The organism is Parabacteroides sp. AF17-3 (assembly GCF_003635445.1).
GTDB lineage: Bacteria > Bacteroidota > Bacteroidia > Bacteroidales > Tannerellaceae > Parabacteroides > Parabacteroides goldsteinii.
On record NZ_QTMM01000010.1, the window covers coordinates 190060 to 213051 of the forward strand.

Consider the following 22992-nt stretch of genomic DNA (forward strand, 5'->3'; position numbering starts at 1 on the left):
AGCTTGTCGTTAAACCTAACAAAAATAGCATTTTATTTTAACTTTATCCGTCAGCGGGTTACATTCTTCCCATCTTGGCAACAAATTCGTCGAAGAAGATATCCCGGTAGTTGTTTCCGATGGCTATTTCGTATTTGTCGATATAGATATCATTATTATCGAATGAGGTAATCTGCCGGGTATTGACAATATAGGAGCGATTTACCCGCAGGAATATTTTAGGGAGCAGTTCATGGATTGCTTTCATACTGGTCTTGGTGATGATACGCTGGTCGGGAAGCTGGATAATGACATAATCTTTAAGCCCTTCGATAAAAAGTATATCTTTGAAATTCACTTTGAAGAAGCGGCGTTCGGACTTGACGAACATAAATTCGCTTTCTACATTTTCAATGTTTTCCTTTTCTCCGGTCAGCAGAAGGGCATGGTAAGCCATTGCCTTTTCAACTGCTTTTTGAAATCTTTCGGGAATGATCGGTTTGACCAGATAGTCGACGGCATCCACTTCGTAACTGTCGATGGCATATTCGGCATAGGCTGTTGTAAATATGACCAAAGTGCTTTTCGGGATGGTACGGGCAAATTCCAGTCCGGTAACCTTTGGCATGCGGATATCCAGAAAGATCAGGTCGACAGGGTGCTCATGGATAAATTTGGCTGCTGAGGCGGCATTGTTGAAAGAGCCGGCCAGCGTCAGTTGTCCGGTCTCATTTATCAGCATTTCCACTGCTTCACGGGCCAGCGGTTCGTCGTCTACGATTATGCAATTCATAGTTCCAATTGTAAATTAACGGTGTAACTTTGTTTCATTTCAATGATTTCCAGCGAGTGACGGCCGGGATATAATAATTCCAGGCGCCTTCTGATATTCTTCAGTCCCAGGCCACCGATACGTGGCTCTTTTACTTCCTCTTCCGGGAGCGGTATGGAGTTTTCGCATCGGAATAGCAACCGATTATCCTGTACGATGAAAGAAAGATGTACGAACGAAGCATTTTCGCTGTCCGTATTATGCTTTACTGCATTTTCAACGAAAGGAATAAACAGGAGCGGAGGAAGCCATACCTTATTTATATCACCTTCTTTCGATATGATATAGTTGAAATTATCCCGGCGTATCTTTTCCAGATTCAGGAAATCATTCATAAAATGAATATCCGAATTGAGCTGTATCTTTTCCTGCGAACTGTCGTTAAGCTGGTAACGCAGCAGGTCTTCCAACTTGAATAAAACTTCTGCCGCTTCGTCGCGTCCTTTTTTTATCAATACGTAGACATTGTTCAGCATATTGAAAAGGAAATGCGGATTGATCTGGCTTTTCAGGAATTTCAGTTCCGATTGCAGGGTGGCGGCTTCCAGTTCGTCTATGCGCTGGTTGTTGCTGATCCAGTGTTTAAAAAGGACGAGGGCGGATGAGGCGGCAACCAGTAATCCGCAGGAGACTGTCGAAGAAATGATATTCAGCCACATCACCGATGGGCTGGGCGGAATGCTTTCGAACCGGGTATCTTCGAAAAGGGTTTGAAGTGTACCGAGTATGATGATGCATAACAGAATCAGGGTCGTTGAACTGAGCAGGTAACGGAGAAACCGGCCTTTGAGCAGGAACCGTGGTACCAGTACATAGGCATTGACATAGATCAGCATGTCGATCATCAGGAAATAACCGATCCAGGAGCGGATTCTGGGCGGGGTGATAATCAGTTCATCCGGTGTATCCCAGAACACATTGATCGTAATAAAGAAGACGATCAGTTGCAGCAGGAGATGCCTGTAAACCCTTTTCTGAGGACTTAGCAGAAAATCGGGTACTATATGGTCTGTCTTAGTTGCCATGTGTATTCATTTTTAATGTAACAGTACTTGTACCTGTCGTCTTTTCCTGCGTGACGGATAAAGAATAATTCTCCGGATAAAGAAGTTCGAGGCGGGTATTTAAGCTGTCCAGTTCTTTCATGTCCGGTTCTGTCGAATCGTCGAATCGGCAGGTGATATGTATCTCTTTTCCTTCCCGGTCGGCTTGCAACAGGATGGAAGGACGTTTTTCCTGTTTCACCGTCCTTTTCAAGGCATACTGGATGATCGGGACAAGCAGCAGGGGAGGAATCAGGACGCCTGTCAATGCTTTGTCGGAAACGATCTGATAGTCGAAGGTGTCCGAATAAAACTTTTCCAGAGCCAGGTAATGAGTCAGGAAGTTGATCTCGGAATTAAGCAGAACCTTATCACGTGCCCCGTCATACAGTTGATAGCGGAGTAGCTGGCTTAGCCGGAGCACCATATCGGCAGCCTTTTGGGGTTCGCTTTTAGATAGTACCCCTGTGCGGTTCAGCGTGTTGAACAACAGGGAGGGATTCACCTGCTCTTTCAGGTTATCCACTTCCGATTGTATCTGTTTTCTTTCCAATTGGTTTACACGCTGGTTTTCTGTCATCCAATGTTTTAACAGGACAGTCATGGATATACCGGTAATACAGATCATGTTCAGCATATAATCCGATAAACTATCCAGGATGCTTACCATATTAAGGTAAGAACCTCTGACGGGAGGAATACCGGATGAGGTGAATATCCAGTATTCCTGTACATATCGTAGTAAAATGAGCAATAAGACGGACACGGAAGAGCAAAGGATATAGGCCAGATACTTTTTCTTCAGCAGCAATTTGGGAACTAACAGATAAAGATGCAGATAGCCTACAATGAAATAGGAGATCAGGGTACATAGCCCGGCCAGGTAGACCTGATTTCCCAGTTGTTCTATTCTGGCCCCAAAGGTATAGATGTTCTGGTTGAGCGATACGGCTGTTACAGCCGCGAGCAATAAAATATGACGGGCTATCCTGTATCTGGGTTCAATCAGGAACTGGTATAAGAAAGTTTGTTTATTCATTTTGTTGTCGACCATACAGCGGCTTACTCTTTAGACTGTCCGAAATTACTATTTTATTTGGCATCTGTTTGCATACCGGTTAGAATTCTAGTTTGTAACTGATATTGCTGATAGGAATGCTGTTCCTGTTCCGTTCCATCACACCGCTTTTCAGATTGTAGTGATAACCGTAATATTCTTCCGTTCCGGTTACATTCAATGCCTTGATGGCGAACTCGTGTGCTACTTTCTTTCTGTTTATTTTGTAGCTGACCGTAAAGTTTGCGATAAACATGACCGGATACTGTTCGGAATAAGCCCTTGTTTCGTCATATAGTGCTTCCTTGTCGGGATGTGCCAGGCTTGCTGCATGGTCGAGGGGAGAATAACGCTCTCCTCCTTGCAGGGTGAATTTGGCGTTGGCACTTAATATGTTCTGTCTTTTGGAACCTACCATCCACTCTTTGCCGATCAACGTATTAAGGATAAATCGGCGGTTAAACCGTGTGTTGTGCCAGACGCCGTCTCCTCCTTTGTATTTCGAATCGAAAACAGAGGCTGTGACCAGGTAATAGAATCCGCGGTTCAGATATTGTTCCAGTGTGATGTCTACCCCGATATTACGTCCCTTTCCTTTGTTTACGAGAGCCTCTTCCACATAAAACTCTCTTCGGTTCAATACGGAATAGGAGCTGTCTGCAATAACCGGAACGTCGTACAGGAATTGTGCATAAGGTTCGACTTTAAGAAGCAGATTGTCGGATAATTTATAGCCGAATGTCAGCATCAGATGGTGAGCCTTGGTAAAGTCGAGGTCTTTATTTACGGATTCCTTTCCGGTGCTTTTGGAATTGACAAAGTAGACATCCATCTTTTCCATCCGGCTGTGCAAGCCATATGCCAGGGCAAACGAAGACTTAGTGGTCGGAGCCCATTTTATTCCCAACCGGGGTTCGAGAGTCCAACTATTATTAAGCGTCAGAACCTGGCTGTTCAAGCCGGCATTTACCGAAAGCCGGTCTGTGATACCGAAAGAGGAACTGGTGTAGGCTGAGATCAGGTCGGTCTGTCCTTTTCCTTTTGAGAGAGTATTTAGCGGGGCCGTTTCAAAAGGAGCCAGGTTTAGACGCATATTATAGAATAAACGGGTATAGGTGAAACCTGTCTGGTTGGTATGGCGTGCACTGAATTTCCGGTTGTAGGAAGATGTCAGGGTCAGGTTCGTCGTGTTGTTCTTCTGATAGGTGAATGGAGTGACGGTGTGATCGGCTGCATGGGCATCTTCTGTCGCATTCATACCGGAATAGGTAGCTGCTAAAGTTGTTTTCAACATCGCATTGTTTGGAAAGAAGTACCGGTGGCTTATCCCTCCGGCAGCCATATATTGTTTGGCTGTCGACTGGAAATTATCCCGGGTATGTTCCCATTCCAGCGGATCGTCCTCGAAATCATTTTCGTATTTGTCGATCAGGCTGGTTCCCCACACGGCAAAAGTACCGGCTTTACGTGTCGGAATGTTGAATTTGAAATTCAGATCCTGGTAATTAAGCGTACCGCCCATGTCGAGGCCGGGATAAATGCTGTTGAGAAGTCCGGTGGTAGAATAGCGGTAGTTGAAGATGTAGGAAGCCTGGTGGTTCTTGCTTAGAGGGCCCTCCGAAGCGACATCTATCCCCAATATACCAACCTGAAAGGTGTTCTCCATTTTCCGGTTGTTCCCGTTACGCAGCTTCATGTCGAATACACCGGAAACGGCATTCCCGTATTCGGCGGGAAAGGCACCTGTGAAGAAGTCGGAATTACCCAGAACCTGGCTGCTGAGTGATGATAAGATACCGCCGCCCAGTATGGATATATCGGCAAAGTGGTTAGGGTTCGGTATTTCCACATCTTCCATTCTCCATTGCAGCAGGTGAGGGGCATTCCCGTGGATGGATATTCCGTTGCTGGACAGATTGGCTGCTACTCCGGCAAACGAACTCACCAGGCGGGCAGGGTCATCCAGTCCTCCGGCATAGCGGCTGGCTTCTTCCACACTGAGCATCCGGGCACCGGTAGCCGCCATTTTGTTGAGAGGCTGTTCCTTGTTGATCTGTGGGCGGACAACGACTTCGCTTAATTCGTTGACGTTTTCTTTCAGTGAGATGTCCAGATATACTTCCTTCGCGGATGTTACCAGTATTTCGCTGAAGATACCAGGTTCGTATCCAAGAAAAGAAGCCTGTACGTTATGCCGTCCTACCGGGATCTCCGGCAAAACGAATTGTCCGCGCTCGTCCGTTGTAGTGCCTGTGCCCGGCATATCTGAAAGCATGATCGTTACATCAGGCATCGGATGACCGGATGCTTTGTCGATAACTGTTCCGCGGATAGTCTGCGACGGCTGGTTGCCGGTTGTTTTCTGGCTATACGCTTTGCCCTGCGATAACAGGCTGATAAAAAGGAGTAAAAAGAGTATTGTACGATACATATATTAGTTGTCTGATAGGTTTGTTACTTACTATGAAAGGTTGCTTTGTTTATTGTTTTTCTTTTCTTTGATAAGACTCAGCAGGCCGTATATCTGTTCAAAGACGGCATTTTTCCATTTGCTCCCGGTTATCTCTTCCGTGAAAACATCTTCAAACGAGTCTAATACTCTGGCGCAATCCTCCGGGTTGACTCCCGACCTCTCTGCTACTGTTGCAATAACTTCTCTTTTGTTCATCTCTTTTTGTTTTTATGATTATGCCACGAAGGTAGCCTGCAATGGAAAGTGCTTTTTAATTTGTAGACGGAAGTGCTTTTCCAGTATATGGAATCCTTCTTATTGTCGACCAGACAGATTCCCGCCATTCATTGGGTGAGATGGATACCTTAGTAAAGATCTTTTAAGTCTATATATCAAACAGAAAAAAAAATGACAATCATTGATAAATGAAAATGGGAAAAGAATCGGTTCTTGTAGAAATCAAGGTTGGTAGAACGTGGTAGTTGTTAGAACTGTTTGGAAAGTTTTGTGAGAGAAAAGAGGGAATATGGCATTGCAGAAAAGTCTTTTTATTTCTGGCATAAGAAGACTTATTCTGTAACGCCATCTTAATATTAGTATATTTTTATATTGTCAAAATCAATTTGATGAAAACTACTCCCTAGACCAATCATACCCCGAACATAAGTCGTATCGGAAATAGATGCAATTTCTTTCTGATTGATGTAGGCTTTAATCGAATCACCTTTCATTTCCAATTTTAGATTATGCCAGTCTCCCAAGAGGTTGATTATACCTTTGGATAAAACTTTTTCAGCTGCATTTAAACTCCATAAACCGGAAGATTCTAGTTTTAAAATATATGCTTCAGGGAGTTTATGTGAACGATGTGTTTCTGTCAGTCTTCCGCTCAATGACGCATAGCTATACGGTTCGACAAAACAGACATCAGTACTGACTGTATAATCTTGCCAATATTGATTCCCTACAACAGTTTGATTAATGACTGCTCCTTCCCACTCTATGCCGGGACGAGTAATAATTTGTCGTAAAGCATGTCCTTTGTTATCTGTGCGATTTACAACTTCGAATGCACCTCCCTGATCACATATATAAGGCGCACTTTTTCCGGTAGGAATTGTTTCAAAGTCTTCAGAATAAGGAAAAGGAAACGAATTAATAATGGGAATGTCAGATGTGCCTTTTTGTTGTCCACTGGTTGTTGTCAATGAATAAACGGCTCCTTTTTCAACATGGAGAGTGACCGTGTTATTTTTGATTACCAGATTTTTCTGTCTTATAAAAGATTCTTTCTTCATGACAGATCTCCATACAGATAAGGAATTAGCATTGAGACCTTTGGGTAATTTAAAAGTAATACTGGTTGTTGTTTTTAAATCGATAGCTTCAACAATAATACTGAAATCATTAACGGATAATGGGGATACTAATGTGACATAACTAATAGTGCTATCCTGCAAAAGGCCACATCCTGTGCCATTTACATAATGCCATCCGGGTTGTGCAAATTGTGTCGTATGAGCAACAGCCCAAAGAGCAGGTTCCACTTCGTAATAACCGGACCAAGGACTATCTGCTTTCATTAAACCTGAATTAGGTAATGCTAGATTTTCATAATAGCTGGTAATCAAACTCCAAGTGATAGTTTTTGTTATTCCTCCTATGATATAATCACGGTTGTATAATTTGCTTAAAGCGGCAAAACCTTCCCAGTTCCCTTTCCATGGACCGCCTTCGTTATTCCATAGCGGTTTGCCTGTTTTTCGGGCTGCCGGTGTACTTTTGTAATCAAAGTTTGTTTCTATATAATGGTCGCCGATGACATCAACAGCATTCATTAACTCCTGATCGACTAGCATTTCATCTGCGATAGTCCATTGAGCTCCGCAACATTGATCTGAGCCGATTAGTTTGACATTTTCTAGGTTATTTTGGATGAGTGCCTGTTTTAGCTTTTTTACAAAGTCGATATTATGCATTCTTTCATTCCAGATTCCTGTATAATCGATAGTTAATCCATGATATTTTTTAGCACCTTTGATAAAAGATAAGATATAATCGATGTTGTCGTCAGAATAATATTTCCCATCTCCGATCCATCCGGGAGCTCCCCAACATAAACAATCTAAATAAATGGACTGGTTCCTGCCTTTAGCTTCTTTCATTAACCACCATTCATATCCGCGATTATAATATGCTGTTTGAGGATTTAATAATTCTTGTCGGGTCCTTGCATGACTTGGTTCCGTCCCGCTTGTGGAGTTTATGTCACCACCTATTTCAACTTTCAGATGTTGAAGTGATGCCCCAAAATAAGGTTTAAACAGATAGTCGAGGATAATTTTCTTTTGCTCTTCCGGATAATCTTTTAGCAGTCGTGTAGAAGCTCCGGCACTTAATGCACCTATTCCTTCGAATATTTTCCCTTTGTTATGCAGATCCAATTCAACGTTGTAATGTATTGGATCAGCTTTTTTTTGAGCATGAACGAGAAAATGTCCGAATAATAGATAGCCGATTATTACAATATACTTGATCATATTTATATTATTTATTTACGTAAAAGATATACTTCTATTTGGGCACCATTCAGTCCCGCAGGAATGTGAATCTTCGTTTGTACCAATAATTCAGACGGAATACCGGTGAGATTGAATACAATCCTGTTAGAGAATCCTTGATTTGAATGTAAATACTGGTTTGATTCGACACCGGAAAAATACAAGTCTACTTTTTCTATAATGAGCCTGTCTTTTTCTTTAATGTTATCCTCCCATTTGCCGGTATTAGCCCAATCGTATGAAAAAATGGCATCTTGAATGTTTCCCCCTTTGATTACATAGGCTAGTTCATATTGTTCCGCTGCTGTGCAATAGGAGGTTAAGTCTATCTTTTCGTCAAAAAGGTAGGCATTGTTATTTGTTATATCCCAGGAACCAACATGGCGTAAATTCCAGTTGTCTTTTACTTTAGGAATTTCCACAGGCGGTGTTCCAGTGTTATAAACAGCCATTTTTCTTATAAGAGGTTCTCCGACAGACTCGTTTATTACTATTCGAATCGTTTCGTAAAATTGACGAGGATAAGCTTGTACGATTAGTTTATGTCCTATTGCGGAACCTTGGAAAATAGTCTTCCAGTCGGAACCTTGTTTACCTTCCAATGTGAATTTTCTTATACGTTCTCCTTGGGAGATATCTTCCATTAATAGGATGTGATCTATCTGTTTGGAAGAATGAAGGTTTAAAACAAGTTCTTTTCCTTTGCCTTGAGTTTCTTTTATCGGAGTGCCGAAGCGTTTTCTGATTTCCTCTCCGAATTCAGCGAAACGTTTTGTTTCGGCAGGAGCAATAAGACCTGTTGTATCAGGACATGCGTTTATCAGAAAAACACATCCTCGCCCTACTGAACTGTAGTAAATTCTCATCAGTTCTTCTACTGTCAGTAAATTCTTTTCATTCCAGGTTTTCCAAAACCAGGTAGGACGGCGTATACTTACATCGACTTCGATCGGAAGCCAGACATTTCCATTAGGGTTACTGTGGGATGCTGTTGAATTTCCTGATCTGGCATCTGCCTCTTTGATTCCGTTCCATGCCGGATAGGGGGCAAAGCCTGTTTCATTTCCAACCCAACGGATGGTTGCTGCCGTACTTTGCAGTATTACGGCTTTAGTCGCATATTTGTTTATCAGGTCTTCTATATTGAAGACCAGTGAGCCGTCGACCCATAATTCATATATATCGCCATAGTTTGTTAACAATTCTGTTAGCTGTTTACGATAGATTTGTTCATAGTTTTTTTGCTTAACCGGATCAGCTATTTTTCCTCCCATGCCAGCTCCTAAATAACGGTCTTCCGGACTCAGATAAATACCTAGCTTTAGGCCTCGTTTTTTACACGAGGCCGCTAATTCTGCCAGAACATCTCCTTTTCCCTGTTTCCAAGGAATTTCTTTTACACCATAATCTGTTGTTTTTGTTTGCCACCAAACGAATCCGCCTGTATGTTTTGCACAAAATATGATCATTTTTGCACCATAGGAAACTGCAACGTCTGCCCATTGATCAGTGTTTAATTGTGTCGGATTAATTTGGGATAACGGAGTTGAAAGGTCGTCATACTCCTGATCTTGCCAGGTTGCTGGTCCAAAATGTATGAACATTGTCAGTTCCATATCATGCCATGCTAATTGTACAGGGCTTGGTTTAGGTAACTGCTCCGGACTTATTTGTGCATAAGCATGAGAGATAAATATGAATAGGAACAAAATAGTATATTTGATTTTCATCTTATCATTTTTATTTTAGTTATTCTTTATCTGTATTTTACCATCCGGGATTATTGGGTGCCAGGTTGGGGGTTAGGTGTAATTGTATCAGCGGTACTGAATATAAGTAGTGTTTGTTTGTGATAAACTGCCGGTCGCCAGCCGGTTCCACGATTAGAAAACCGTTTTCATCCACTAATCCGGGATTCCCGGAGTTCAATACACCTAATGATTCGTACTCTGTCCCTTTGTATTTAATTCCTTTGATGGCCTGCTTTAACTCTGTTTCAGCCGTTTTCCATCTCCTGAGGTCATCTCTTCTGAATCCTTCGAATGCTAGTTCTACAGTTCTTTCGCGGCGTATTTCAGTAAGCATGTCTAACTGATGGTCGGAAACAAACTTATTGGTCAATGGCGGCATTTTAACTCCGGACCGATTTCGAATAACATTGATTGTTTTATCCAGAATTTCGTCGGAAACAGCTCCGTCTTTCTCAAATGTAGCTTCTGCCAGTATCAATAATACTTCTGCATAACGAATTACGTGGTAATCATACTCTGCTTGTGTATCCTGTCCTTTTTCTTCTCCGATAAATTTCCATAATTTGTACCCGGTTCTTGTTTCCGGCCTGTCTGAAAATTTTGGAGGGCAGGCGGTAGATGATTTCCCCTGTTCAAAATCAGAATAGATCGTTCCCGGTATCAAAAAAGTTTGTATCATGCGTGGATCACGGTTCTCAAATTCGCTGCCGATAGTTTCATATCCTTTGAACTCAGTCGACATGTTTACCGGAAGACCGTCTTTACATAAATACATATCAGCCATTTTTCGGGTAGGAGTTCCGCACCACCCCCAGGCAAATTGACTGGAGGCATTATGAGTACGAATATTCTTGTAGTATCTGTTGGAGAGTATGTCTTCTGCAGAATCGTCGCCTGCTTCTATAAACAGATAGCGATAGCTATCGTTCCCTTTTCCTTCAAACAAAGAATATTGTTGGCTGTCGATCACATTATTAGCTGTCGATATGGCTTGTTCAAGCAATTGAGATACGTCGTTTCTATGGTTGTGATATTTGGCCCAGGTACCGGTGAACAATGCGACTCTGGCTTTTAGGGCCAGGGCTGCTCCACTGGTAATCCGCCCTTTGTCCGTATCTGTCAGTTCATTTTGTTTAGGGAGGAATGAGGATATGTCCTGAAGTTCTTTCAATATGAAATCTTCCACCTCTTTCCGGTCGTTTCTGTGCCCCATGAGTTCTTTTGAGTCAACATCTAATACGGTAGTAATCAATGGTACATCTCCGAAACGTTTTACAAGTTTCCAGTATTGATAGGCACGGAAAAAACGAGCTTCCGCCTCATATACCTGGATCTCATTTTTATCACCTTGATAAGACGCATATTTTTCAATTATGATATTAGAATTGCGTATATGTTTATAGGCATCATCCCATTCTGGATCGTTGTCGGGGGCAATCCATGATCCGTTACTTTCTCCGTTAGAACTCAAAGCATAGGCTATATCACTATTGTAGTCGAGTGTGTAACTTGTACTGTATCCTTCCAAAGCAACACTATATAAATAGTTTGAAGCTGTTTTAAAATCGTTCTGACTTTTCCAGTATAAAGGATCAGATAGATTCTCTTTGGGTAACTGATTTATATCTTGGCAACTGAGTAAAAAGTTGCAGAGTAAAAAATATATAATAAGCTTTTTCATCGTTTTTTCCATTTTAAAATATAATATTCGTACCAAAAGAAAACATACGGGTAAAAGGATAACTGCCATAATATCCCGTGTTTTCAGGATCGTATCCTCCGGGGACATTATGGATCTCAAATAAATCCTCTCCACTGATATAGAACCTAACTTTTTCAAGATGAACTTTCTTGAGCAAATTTTGAGGCAAAGAATATCCTAGTTGCATATTCTTCATACGCATGTAAGCCGCATTGAATCTGGTATTATCGGACGTAGCATAATTATATCCGGCACGGGTTTGGTCCACTGTGATTGCAGGGTATTGGGCGCTTGTACGTTCTTCCGTCCATGTTTTTCCATACCAGTATTCCAACGGATCGAACCACCATTGATAGAATGGACGGCTCGCTTCTGCTTCCAGAAAGAGGGTTCTCTTTCCGACTCCTTGCAGGAAAAATGAAAAGTCAAAGCCTTTGTAATTACAGCTGACGTTTAATCCGAAATTGTAACGAGGGTTCATATCGCCCAGATATTTTGCATCGCCATCATTACCATCGTCACCGAATAAAGACAATTTACCATCCTTGTTTAAATCTTTGTATTTTGCATCGCCTACTCGTAAATTCCCCGGAACGCCGCCTTTAGCGAATTGGGCTTTATATGCTTCCAGTTCTTGCTCATTTTGAATGATTCCATCAAATTCGTATCCGAAATAAGAATTTAGCGGATATCCTTTACGGGTTTTATTTAATCCGAGTGTGTAAGCGTCGGAACCACCTTTCTCAACTACTAAATTTCGGGCGTCGCTAATGCTGGCCTTAATGGAGTAACCAAAGTCACCCAGCTTGTCTTGCCAACCTAACGTGAGTTCCCATCCTTTGATTTCAAGCCGTCCGTTGTTTGTCATAGGAGCATCAGCTCCCAGTATGCTGGGATAGGTGACTGGTATCAACATATTATTGTTGATCTTCTTGAAAAAGTCGGCAGATGCAGTCAGTCTGTTATTCAGGAATCCGAGATCAGCTCCGATATCGTAAGTGGCGACAGTTTCCCAAGAGCGGGTCAGAGAAACCATGCTGTTCACATACGACAAAGAAGCACGGTTTCCTTTGCCGAACGGATAATAGGAATTACTTATACTGATGAGCGGAATATAGTCGTAAAGTCCGATACCGGATTGATTTCCCATTTCTCCATATGAACCACGGATTTTTAGATTGTCGAATATGTTCAAATCTTTTATGAATTTTTCTTCGTTGAGGCGCCAGGCAACAGACACTCCGGGGAAATATCCCCACCTGTAATCCGGATGAAAACGCGAGCTGGCATCCGCTCTGAAATTAGCTTCTACGATGTATTTATCCATGAGCACATAGTTCAAGCGGGCAAAATAAGAGTTGATAGTCCAGGCTTCTCCTCCGCTGGTAGCATATTGGTTCTCAGGACTTCCCAGATTTAAGGAAGGTACTTCCTGTTGTGAAAAATCTTGACGGGCCGCTTCAAACCAATCATAATTAGACGATTCGTTGGCTCCTCCAATCATGATTCCTAAATCGTGTATCTCGTTGAATCTCCGTTTGAAGTCAGCTAAAACAGTGAAGTTTTTGTATAAAGTCTTTTCATATCGGCGGCTGGCGTAATTGGGATTACCATATATCCAGGCAATATTATTATCCCAGTCATAGGTGTCGACGACTTTATAGAACGCATTTTCATCTTTGTCGTTTTTCCGGATAATAGCCTGTCCAGTAATATTTAATCCTTCTAAGACTTTCCAGGTTAATTTTGAGTTGAATGTGAAATTGGTTCTTGTATTGTTTTTATCGCCTAATTCTTCCAAGGACTGTGCCGGATTGTGATAATATTGGAATGTGTAATAATTTCCTTCTGGATTATATAAAGGTGCCCATACACGTCCCCAAAAAGATAATCCTTCCCATATATTACGAATAATCCCGTCACGGCCGTCAATAGCGGCAGAATAAGAACGGTCGGATGTTTCGTAAGCGAGATTCAGATCCAGATTCAGATTTTTCAGCAGATCGATATCTGTTTTTGCTCTTACATAATAGCGATTGTCCTTGTCTTTCCCGAGTTTAGGTAAACCCTGTTCCTGTTGGTATCCTAAAGAAAGTAAGTAGCTGTATTTCTCTCCGCCACCGGCCATGTTAATATTATAGTATTGTTGTCCTCCGTTGCCTATAATCTCTTTTTTCTTATCTACATATTGATAGAATTTGGGATACATGCCCCAGATGCCGTTAGGTACAATTTCCGGACTGTTTGCTGCAATTTTGGGTAAATCTTCGGCTGTATATTCAGAAGTCCACGAGCCATCGGTTATTTCCAATCCCATTTCTGCGTATTGGTATAAATTGACAGTTTCTTTCATCAAAGCCGGTTTTTTCAGTGCATAATAGGCATCCACAGAAACTATTAATGGTTGGTTTCTTTTTCCGCTTTTAGTTGTTACTAATATGACGCCGTCAGCAGCTCTTGCTCCGTAAATTGCAGCATTTCCGTCTTTTAGTACAGAAATGTTTTCTATATCGGAAGGATTTATATCCGAAAGTGTACCTTCGGCACCATCGATCAAAATAAGAGGTTCTCCTCCGTTGATAGATGAGATATCGCGGATGCGGATATTGGTATCTCCTCCGGGAGTACCGCTGTTGCGGGTGATTGTAACGCCGGGAATTTCTCCTTGTAAAGCGGTTGCTGCATTTTGTATTGGTCGTGATTCGAATATTTTAGAATCGACGGATGATATAGCTCCTGATACGTTGACTCGTTTTATTGAACCGTATCCAACGACAATGACTTCTTCCAGCTGTTCACTGTCTTCTTTCAATCGGATATTTAGTGTGGATGCATTGTTTATCGGTATATCTTGAGAAATATAGCCAATGTATGAAACTGTGAGGACGTTTCGACCTTGAACTGTCATTGAAAAAGTACCGTTTATGTCAGTTACTGTCCCATTGGTAGTCCCTTTTTCAACAACATTTGCTCCGATGATCGGATCTCCTTTTTCGTCAGTAACTATTCCTGTCAATTCCCTGTTTTTATGACCGGGTTGTTTCTTTTTTATGGCAATAGTGTTTCCTGTGCGAATGAATTCAAGATTTCTGGGAGGGAGAAGCCAGTTGAGTAATGTTTCCACATTCGGAAATTCTTTGACGAATGTAATATCTTTCGGAGATTTAATATCTTCGTCTATGTATGAGAACCTGACCGTTGTTTTAGCCTCTATGTCCGTTAGAACTTCTTTCAGTGAAGCATTTTTTGCGGATAGGGATACTTTGCTTCCCTGAGCAAAAATAGTCGTCGGGAATAATAAAAAAACAGCTGTGATAAGTAGATACGTATATCGTAAAATAGTATCTTTATGCACTGTTTTCGATTCGTTTTTTTGTAATATCATAGAATTAATTATAACTAAAGGTTGATACTTAGTGCCTTACGGCTTATAAATGACTCGTTTGGGGTGTTAACCTTTCGGCCGGGGAATCTGTTACATTCTCCGGCTTCTTTTTCTTTCACGATGTATCCATAGTTTTTTCTTTTTAAAGGTTACTACTTAAATTTTATGTATATATCATCTCCTTTCTTTTGATAGGTGAATGCGTAATGTTGCTGTAGATTCCTTAATACCAGATTTACATCTTCTTCATGGTAGTTACCTGTAAATAATTTTTCAGGATAATTCCCTTCTATATGGAAATGAATACCATAAAATGTAGCGATCTGTTCAAAGATTTCTTTGATATGCCCGGAACGGAAGATCAAGTCCCCTTTGTGCCAGGCCGTTTCCAGCCGTAAATCTGTATTTGATGTATTGAAATTTCCGGTTTGACTGTTGTATCTGAGTTTCTGATTCGGTGATAGAATGACGGGTTTATCCGGCGATTTATGCATTGTTACCTGTACTTGTCCGGATATCAGTGTCGTTTCAAACCATCTTTTGTTCGAATAAGCATACACATTAAAGGTGGTGCCAAGAACTTTTACACTTGCAGTGGAGGTTTGGACGATAAAAGGAACCGACTCGTTATGTTTTACTTCGAAATAAGCTTCCCCTTCCAGATAAACTGCTCTTTGCTTATTATCAAACAACGCGGGATATGATAAAATGGTTCCGGCATTCAAAAAAACTTTTGTCCCATCCGGTAAAATTACAGAAGCACGTTCTCCATTTTCCGTACTGATTTTATGTTCTTGAGTATTTAGTGTTAATATACTATTGTTTTCATTGTAAAAATAATAAGTGGATACGATTAGAATCAGCAGGCAAGCCGCTACGGCACTTCGTTGAATATAATTAATCAGACTGATTTTCTTGACTGGGTTAATGGTCGTTTTCAGATTTTTTGAAATCTCATCAAATGCTTCCCGATTATGATGACCAGAAGGTTGAAAACTTTCCCATAGCGGATATAAATTGTTGGTAAAGGTGCTTTCATCCATTTCCCCAATCAATATTTTCAGGCGTATGATTTCTTCAGACGAGAGTTGGTCGTCTAGATATTTACGAAATAGTTGTTTTATCTCTTTTTGATCCATCTGTTACAATATTGTTTTATAAGAGATACAACCCAGAGATAAAAATCTAATCAGTGAATAGATATGTTTTATAGCATAAATGCAAAAAGAAATCAAGAAAAGAAAATCAGTAATAATGTATAGAAAGGCATCATTTCTGTTCGTAGTAATGCTAATGCCTGTGAAAGGTAATTGTAGACCACTTGTTCGGATATATTTAGTTTCTGAGCAACTTCATTTGCAGATAATCCTTGTTCTTTGCATAATTCGAAGACTTCTAATTGGCGGGGAGAAAGTTTTTTCTTGGCGAAGGATAGGCTATGGTTGAATGCCTCAAAGTCGAATGATTCATCTGGCTGTCTTGTTGTAAACCGTTCGTCTTCATTGTAGTTGAGATAGTTTTCAAAAAGAGGAGTACTGAATTGTTTTTTCACTAAATTGAAAAAATGATTTTGGGCTAGTTTGTAGAGCCAAGCTTTGAAAGAAAGCGAATGGTCTATTTTGTCGCGATATATCCAGACTTTTATAAAAGTCTCTTGGACTAGTTCGCGTGCGGAATCATGTGAATGAGTTAACTGAAAAGTGAATCCATACAACAAGTCGAAATACTTCTCATAGATACAATTAAATGCTTTATATGAGCCTTTCTGTAGTTGTTTGATAAGTTCAATATCTTGCTCCATCGGTACCTATTGAATATCTTTGGTTTTTTAGTTTTTCATGTATGATTTTGTACAAAGATACGCTATAATTTGACAATTACAAGTTTGTGTTTTTAAGTTCAGATGAATATTCTAACATTTCAGCAGCGAAAAAATACGTTTCGGCAAAATAAAGTAAGTTTGTATTACGTCTATATAATATGTTTGTACTGAAATGAATGATTGGAGGATTAAAATAGTAGAGAGAAATGGCAAACACATTACTGTTGGGGTTGTTAGCTTCGTTTACGTGTGCCGACTATAGGTCGGTACAGGCAGAGAGTAAACCAGTCGTGGAAGACGAAAAAGTGATTCCGGAGATTTTGGATAAGTCTCTATTTGAAGAGGCAGGACTGGTTATTAATAGATGATCGGATGGATTTTAAAAACATTCGTTGTGTGTATTGAATTAATTCTGTTACTTAAAATTTAAAGACGTATGAAGAAGTTGTTTTTATTTGCTTTGGCTGTTACGGCTTTATTCTCTTCTTGCGAAAAAGATCCCGATCTGAATAAGCTCGACAGCGATTATGCTGTTTATACGAATTATGATAACAGCATTCAGTTTAACAAATTCAGTTCTTATTATCTTCCTGACAGTATTCTGGTCGCCGGTGGCGGTATGAAAGCCCAATACTGGAAAGACGAGAATGCTCAAAAGATCATCAGCGAGGTGGTTGCCGAGATGGACGACCGGGGATATATCCGTGTGGATGATAAAGAAAAAGCCGATATCGGCTTGCAACTGTCCTATGCACAGCAGACTACGCAGATCATAACTCCGGGTTACGGTTACGGCTATGGTTGGTGGGGTGCCGGTTTCTGGGGCCCGTTCTGGAATGACTGGTATTATCCTTATCCGGTTTCCTATAGTTATGACACCGGGACGTTTGTTGCGGAAATGGTTGACCTGACAGCTAAATCTGCCGATCAGAATAAGAAAGTCGATCTGCCGGTTATCTGGCATGCTTATGCTTCGGGGTTGGTCTATAACAATTCGCGTATCGACATGCAGCTGACGCTTCGTGCTGTGGAACAGGCCTTCGAACAATCTCCTTACCTTAATATACTGTATACTGATAAATAATAAATCCGGAAGATTATGAAAACGATAAGATACATTTTTAAGAAACAATTCATATTGTTGATGATACTGTCCGTTTTCTGTTTGAAAGGACAGGCACAGGTGGAAGATAACCTTCATTTTAATGTGGACTGGCAGATGAACGCACCTATCAGTACTGATTTTGCAGATAAGATCAGTGGCTGGGGTATGAATTTCGAAGCCGGTTATTATGTGACTCCGCGCTGGTCGTTGGGAGCATTTCTGAGTTTCCATACCAATCATAAATATGTGGACCGCCAGACATTGCAATTGTCGCCGACCCAATCGCTGACTACCGACCAGCAATTGTCGGCTTTCCAGCTTCCTTTCGGTCTTTCCACTTCCTACCGTCTCGGACATAATGATTATCTGAAGCCGTATGTCGGAGTGAAATTGGGAGCGATGTATGCGGAGAACTCCAGTTACATGACGACTGTCCGTTATTATTCAAATCCCTGGGGCTTCTATGTCTCTCCGGAGGTCGGAGTGAATATTTATCCCGTACCGGATAAGCGTTTTGGCTTCCATGTGGCTCTGTATTACAGCTATGCCACCAACCAGACAGATTTGCTGACCTACTCGATGAACGGGCAGAACGATCTGGGTTTTCGTGTCGGTTTATGCTTCTAATCAATCCAACAAATAATGCAAAACAAATACAACCATTTTTTCAACTTTTTCCTGTTCTCGGGATTAGCCTGTTTCTCACATTTGTTTCTGGTGCTTTATTCGGACCTTTCACCGCAGCATCAGAACGTGTTGATTTCTTTCTGGGCTTTCCTGTTGGTTGTATTTGTTTTTAATGTGATCGGGTTCAGTATTATCCTTATCAGTGAATGGCAGCGGAAAAGCTATCAGGTCCTGATGAAAAGGAATAATCAGTTACTGATCAATTGCCTGTTGATGGCGGGACTTTTGTTTTTGATAAACTATCTGCTGTCTTCTGTCGTAAAAGTATTATTGGAGATACCTTCGCCGTTTGTGTTGAAGGGAGCCGGCTTCCGGATGATGTTTGTGGTATGGCTGGTTGAGATGGTGATTGTTTGTCTTACGATGGTGGCTAACTTCTACAGGCAGTTGATCGTTCTCCATGAAAAAGCGAATAAGCTGGAAGAGAGTGCGATAAAGTCACAGTATATCGCTTTGCAGAATCAGTTGAATCCCCATTTTCTTTTTAATAACCTGAATACGCTGATTTCGGAAATAGAATATAATCCAAAGAATGCAGTTGTGTTCACCCAGCGTCTGTCGGACGTTTACCGTTATATTCTGCAAAGCCAGCAGGAGGGGCAGGTCACTTTGCGTTCGGAACTGACTTTCCTGAAATCTTTTATCTTCCTTCATCAAGTGAGGCTGGGGGATTGTATCCATGTGGATAACCGGATCGATCCTTCCTTGCTGGAAAAGAAAATACCGTCTTTCACATTGCAGCTACTGACTGAAAATGTGATTAAACACAATATAATCAATTCGGATAACCCGATGACGATTTATCTGAGTACATCGGATGATAAAAAGAAATTAGTGGTAAGCAATGAAATAAGGCTCAAGCAGAATGTTGTCAAGTCGGGTACCGGACTGAAGAATTTATCTACCCGTTGTAAACTGGTTAGCGATCAGGATATATCGATAGAGAATGATTCTAAATGTTTTACCGTTAAAATCCCATTATTAAATGAATAAGATAAAAGCAGCCATCATAGAAGATGAAATCCCGGCGGCACGTTTGCTGAACAAAATGTTGACGGAGTTGCGCCCTGAATGGGAGATCCTGGTTTTGCCGGGCAATGTGGAAGGTGCCGTAAAGTGGTATCAGGATAATCCCCATCCCGATATCCTCTTTCTGGATATCCAACTGACCGATGGCGTTTCCTTTTCTTTTATCGAACAGGCGAATCCGGAGAGCATGATCGTATTTACTACGGCTTACGACGAATATGCGATCCGTGCTTTTAAAGCGAACAGTATCGATTACCTGTTGAAACCGATCGATAAGGAACGGCTGGGCGAAGCTTTGGAGAAATATGAAAAGCTTACTTCCAAATTCTATAAAGAGTTTAATAAGCAAGGAGATATCCTGGAGATACTTCAGAATATAACCAATCCGGCAAAGAAATACAGAACCCGTTTCCTTATTTCGGGGGAGGACAAACTATTTACGTTGCAGGTGGATGATATTGCTTATTTCTATTCTGAAAATAAAATAACCTTTGCCGTAACTAATCAGAATAAAGAACATATAATAGACTTGTCTCTGGATAAGTTGTGCGAGCAGCTGGACCCGGATCGCTTCTTCCGGACAAACCGGCAAACGATAGTTAGTGTACAGGCTATCCAAAAAATAGAATCTTATTTCCTGGGAAAAGTTGTCGTGAAAGTTATTCCTCCTTTTAAAGATAAGATTATTGTCAGCCGTGAAAAGATCAGTGCTTTCAAGCTGTGGCTGAACTATTGAATTAAAAAAGCGCATAAATGAATATAGATTTGTCAAAAAGCAAACCTGTAAGTGTCGTTTTATTCATTTATTTGTGTCGTTATATGCTTTTAATTCAATATAAAAAAGGATACCATGGATTTTAGAGTTGTTATATCAGTACTTGTAAGTGTGTGGATGTTTTCTGTAAATAGCATTACGGCGAAAGAGGCAACAAGTAATAAAAAGGAAAAATCTCCGCGAATAATCAATATAGTCAATTTTATCCGCCAGACAGACTATCGTCTGGAAAACTCGGATGCGCTGATGTTTGAAACGGTGGAGAAACAAATCGACCTGGTTAATCAGTATAACTTTCCGGCAACTTTTCTGTTTCAGTATGATGCCCTGATCAATCCGGAGTATCAGAAATTGATGAAAACCAAGCTTAATCCTACATGTGAACTTGGTGCATGGTGGGAAATTACCCAGCCTCATGTGGAAGCGGCCGGATTGAAATGGCGCGGAGAACATTCATGGGTATCGACAGCCAATATCGCTTTTACTCCGGGATATACTTTGGAAGAAAGGGAAAAACTGGTGGATGTCTATATGGCGAAATTTAAGGAGATTTATGGTAAATATCCTAAGTCTGTAGGATCCTGGTATGTTGATTCACATACGTTGGAGTATATGTATAAAAAATATGGTATTGTCGCTTCCTGTAACTGCAAGGATCAGGTTGGTACTGATGGCTATACATTGTGGGGAGGGTATTGGAACCAAGCCTATTATCCCAGTAAGCTGAATGCATATATGCCGGCCCAGACAGACGAATACCAGATCCCGGTGCCTGTATTCCGTATGTTAGGCAGCGATCCGATGTACCAATATGATGCTGGGATAGGCTCTAACCATCAGGGTGTTATAACACTTGAACCCGTATATACCGAAGGGGGAAAAAGTAAAAAGTGGGTGGACTATTTCCTTAAAACGATTGTTGATGAACCCTGTCTGGCATTCAATTATGCACAGGCCGGTCAGGAAAACTCATTTACCTGGTCGGGAATGGTAGAAGGTCTGATCATGCAATTCCCTCTATTCGACTCATTGAGTAAAGCCGGAAAGATTCGGGTAGAGACACTGGAAGAATCCGGTCGCTGGTTTAAGGAACAATTCCCAAAAACTCCGGCTACTGCGATAACTACTTTAGCTGATGTCCGTAATGAAGGAAACAAGTCTGTTTGGTATAACAGCCGTTTCTACCGTTCTAATTTGTATTGGGAAAAAGATGGTTTCTGTTTCCGGGATATTCATTTGTTTGATGAAAAAATGAAGTCCGAATATCTGGATACTCCGGGTACGGGCGGACAATTTTTCTATTATACATTACCGGTTATCGACAGATTCTACTGGAGTACGCCGGACGATAAGATTGGACTTCGGGTTGTGAAGCTGGATAAGAATGGAAAAGGGACGGAACTTGTTTTGGCCGATCCCGTAGTCAGCGAACCATCAAAGAGTGTTTTAAATGTCGAGTCTAAAGATAAGAACGGGAATAATTTTATTTTCACGTTTAACGAGGACAAGATCGATATTTCATGTAATGCAGCAGAAAGTGGTTTGGATTGGGCACTTGAGTTGAGGGTTCCGCAGGACAGACTTGACCGCCTGCCATTTAAAGACTTTGAAAAATCGTCTGTAAAGTCTGAGTTCAGAGGATTCAATTATAATGTAGCATGTGAAAAAGGTAGTATAGTCAAAGGCAATAATACGGATTATGTGTTGAGATTTGTACCGTCTGGTAACAAGTTGGTCATTGATTGCACAACCGGTCAATGAAAATAAAACTTTTTTAATCGGACGGTTGCAGGGCCCGGTTTCACGCTCTGTTGAGAAAAGAAGCCGGGCTCTTGTTTTTTGAGGGAAAGAGACATTATAAGTATAATTAAATCTAAGTTTATCATGAGAACAATAACATCTTTATTTATTCTTTGGGCATTTCTTGTCATCTGCAACCCTGTTGCTGCTCAGGTTACCGAAAAAGAGTTTAATCTTGACTTATGGGAGAACGGACTTCCGAATACCAATGGTATAGACCGTACTCCTTTCGATGATAATATTCAGAACTATAAACCTTCGTTGCGCATTTTTCTGCCTCCAAAAGAAATAGCTACCGGACGCGCTATAATAGCTTGCCCGGGAGGTGCTTATGGCGGACTGGCTTATAATCACGAAGGTTATGACTGGGCTCCTTTTTTTAACAAGTTAGGGATTGCCTATGTTGTTTTGAAATATCGGATGCCGAGAGGAAATAGAGAGGTTCCCTTCTCTGATGCGGAAGAGGCGATACGGCTGGTAAAAGAGAAGGCGAAAGAATGGAATATTAATCCGGCTGATATAGGGATCATGGGGTCTTCGGCCGGTGGACATCTGGCTTCCACTATGGCAACACATGTAAAATCAAGTGTGCGACCGGCTTTTCAGGTGCTGTTTTATCCTGTGATCACAATGGACAAATCATTTACACATCTCGGCTCTCATGATAATCTATTGGGAAAGGATGCTTCCCAAGAACTGGAAGATCTGTATTCCAATGAAAAGCAGGTAACTAAAGAAACCCCGAGAGCTTACATCGCTTTTTCGGACGACGATGATGCAGTTCCTACTAAAAACGGTGCACTTTACTATCTGGCATTAAAGGAAAATAAGGTACCGGCTTCTTTCTTTATCTATCCTTCCGGAGGACATGGATGGGGCAGCAGAAAAGATTTCAAATACAATAAGGAGATGTTACAAGATTTGGAAGCCTGGCTTTTGAGTTTTTAAAAAACAGGTATCATTTAGATACTATCAAATATATTACATCAAAAATCATTTTTATAACCAATAT

17 protein-coding genes and 1 pseudogene are annotated in these 22992 nt (G+C 41.1%); 7 read left to right on the top strand and 11 right to left on the bottom strand.

Translation table 11 applies throughout. From position 1 onward, the window contains the following. Positions 1-58: 58 nt before the first annotated feature. The 11 genes from DWW91_RS14805 to DWW91_RS14855 form a co-directional block, all read right to left on the bottom strand. Positions 59-772 (bottom strand): LytTR family DNA-binding domain-containing protein, encoded by a 714-nt coding sequence (locus DWW91_RS14805; protein ID WP_122328169.1) that lies wholly within the window; start codon positions 770-772, stop codon positions 59-61. Next, positions 769-1836 carry a sensor histidine kinase gene (locus DWW91_RS14810; protein WP_122328170.1) on the bottom strand — a complete coding sequence of 356 codons (1068 nt, stop codon included), beginning with the start codon at positions 1834-1836 and terminating at the stop codon, positions 769-771. Before DWW91_RS14810 ends, DWW91_RS14805 begins: the two co-directional genes overlap by 4 nt. Continuing rightward, the gene (locus DWW91_RS14815) at positions 1826-2908 is read right to left on the bottom strand and encodes a sensor histidine kinase (protein ID WP_122328171.1); all 1083 of its coding nucleotides are present in this window, start codon (positions 2906-2908) and stop codon (positions 1826-1828) included. The genes DWW91_RS14810 and DWW91_RS14815 overlap by 11 nt, the downstream gene beginning before the upstream one ends. 64 nt (positions 2909-2972) lie before the next feature. Beyond that, on the bottom strand, positions 2973-5342 hold the full coding sequence (locus tag DWW91_RS14820) for a TonB-dependent receptor (RefSeq protein ID WP_122328172.1): 2370 nt from the start codon (positions 5340-5342) through the stop codon (positions 2973-2975). Between the two features lie 30 nt (positions 5343-5372). Then, positions 5373-5579: an HU family DNA-binding protein gene (locus DWW91_RS14825; RefSeq protein ID WP_046145401.1), complete on the bottom strand. Its 207-nt coding sequence runs from the start codon at positions 5577-5579 to the stop codon at positions 5373-5375. A gap of 377 nt (positions 5580-5956) precedes the next feature. Then, positions 5957-7903, bottom strand: a complete 1947-nt coding sequence (locus DWW91_RS14830) for a hypothetical protein (protein ID WP_046145400.1) — start codon at positions 7901-7903, stop codon at positions 5957-5959. 11 nt (positions 7904-7914) lie between these two features. After that, the gene (locus DWW91_RS14835) at positions 7915-9654 is read right to left on the bottom strand and encodes an alpha-L-fucosidase (protein WP_052716650.1); all 1740 of its coding nucleotides are present in this window, start codon (positions 9652-9654) and stop codon (positions 7915-7917) included. Positions 9655-9691: 37 nt separating this feature from the next. Next, positions 9692-11356, bottom strand: coding sequence for a RagB/SusD family nutrient uptake outer membrane protein (locus tag DWW91_RS14840; protein WP_046145399.1), 1665 nt, complete (start codon positions 11354-11356; stop codon positions 9692-9694). 13 nt (positions 11357-11369) lie between these two features. Next, on the bottom strand, positions 11370-14762 hold the full coding sequence (locus DWW91_RS14845; protein WP_122328173.1) for a TonB-dependent receptor: 3393 nt from the start codon (positions 14760-14762) through the stop codon (positions 11370-11372). Positions 14763-14914: 152 nt separating this feature from the next. Continuing rightward, on the bottom strand, positions 14915-15901 hold the full coding sequence (locus DWW91_RS14850) for a FecR family protein (protein WP_122328174.1): 987 nt from the start codon (positions 15899-15901) through the stop codon (positions 14915-14917). A 92-nt stretch (positions 15902-15993) separates the two neighbouring features. Next, complete coding sequence (locus DWW91_RS14855; protein ID WP_046145398.1) at positions 15994-16563, bottom strand: RNA polymerase sigma factor; 570 nt, start codon at positions 16561-16563, stop codon at positions 15994-15996. 227 nt (positions 16564-16790) lie between these two features. On the opposite strand from DWW91_RS14855, the gene DWW91_RS27855 reads away from it, so the two are divergent. The 7 genes and pseudogenes from DWW91_RS27855 to DWW91_RS14885 all read left to right on the top strand — a co-directional run. Continuing rightward, positions 16791-16952 (top strand): hypothetical protein, encoded by a 162-nt coding sequence (locus tag DWW91_RS27855; RefSeq protein ID WP_167769554.1) that lies wholly within the window; start codon positions 16791-16793, stop codon positions 16950-16952. Between the two features lie 68 nt (positions 16953-17020). Next, positions 17021-17668 (top strand): DUF4136 domain-containing protein, encoded by a 648-nt coding sequence (locus tag DWW91_RS14860; RefSeq protein WP_048315384.1) that lies wholly within the window; start codon positions 17021-17023, stop codon positions 17666-17668. 15 nt (positions 17669-17683) lie between these two features. Continuing rightward, complete coding sequence (locus DWW91_RS14865; protein WP_122328175.1) at positions 17684-18316, top strand: outer membrane beta-barrel protein; 633 nt, start codon at positions 17684-17686, stop codon at positions 18314-18316. A 15-nt stretch (positions 18317-18331) separates the two neighbouring features. After that, the gene (locus DWW91_RS14870; protein ID WP_046145395.1) at positions 18332-19369 is read left to right on the top strand and encodes a sensor histidine kinase; all 1038 of its coding nucleotides are present in this window, start codon (positions 18332-18334) and stop codon (positions 19367-19369) included. Next, positions 19362-20141, top strand: a complete 780-nt coding sequence (locus DWW91_RS14875; RefSeq protein WP_046145394.1) for a LytTR family DNA-binding domain-containing protein — start codon at positions 19362-19364, stop codon at positions 20139-20141. Before DWW91_RS14870 ends, DWW91_RS14875 begins: the two co-directional genes overlap by 8 nt. 156 nt (positions 20142-20297) lie before the next feature. Next, positions 20298-21941 (top strand): hypothetical protein, encoded by a 1644-nt coding sequence (locus DWW91_RS14880; RefSeq protein ID WP_046146397.1) that lies wholly within the window; start codon positions 20298-20300, stop codon positions 21939-21941. Positions 21942-22061: 120 nt separating this feature from the next. Then, positions 22062-22925 (top strand): annotated as a pseudogene (locus DWW91_RS14885) (alpha/beta hydrolase); the annotation flags it as partial. Between the last annotated feature and the right edge of the window lie 67 nt (positions 22926-22992).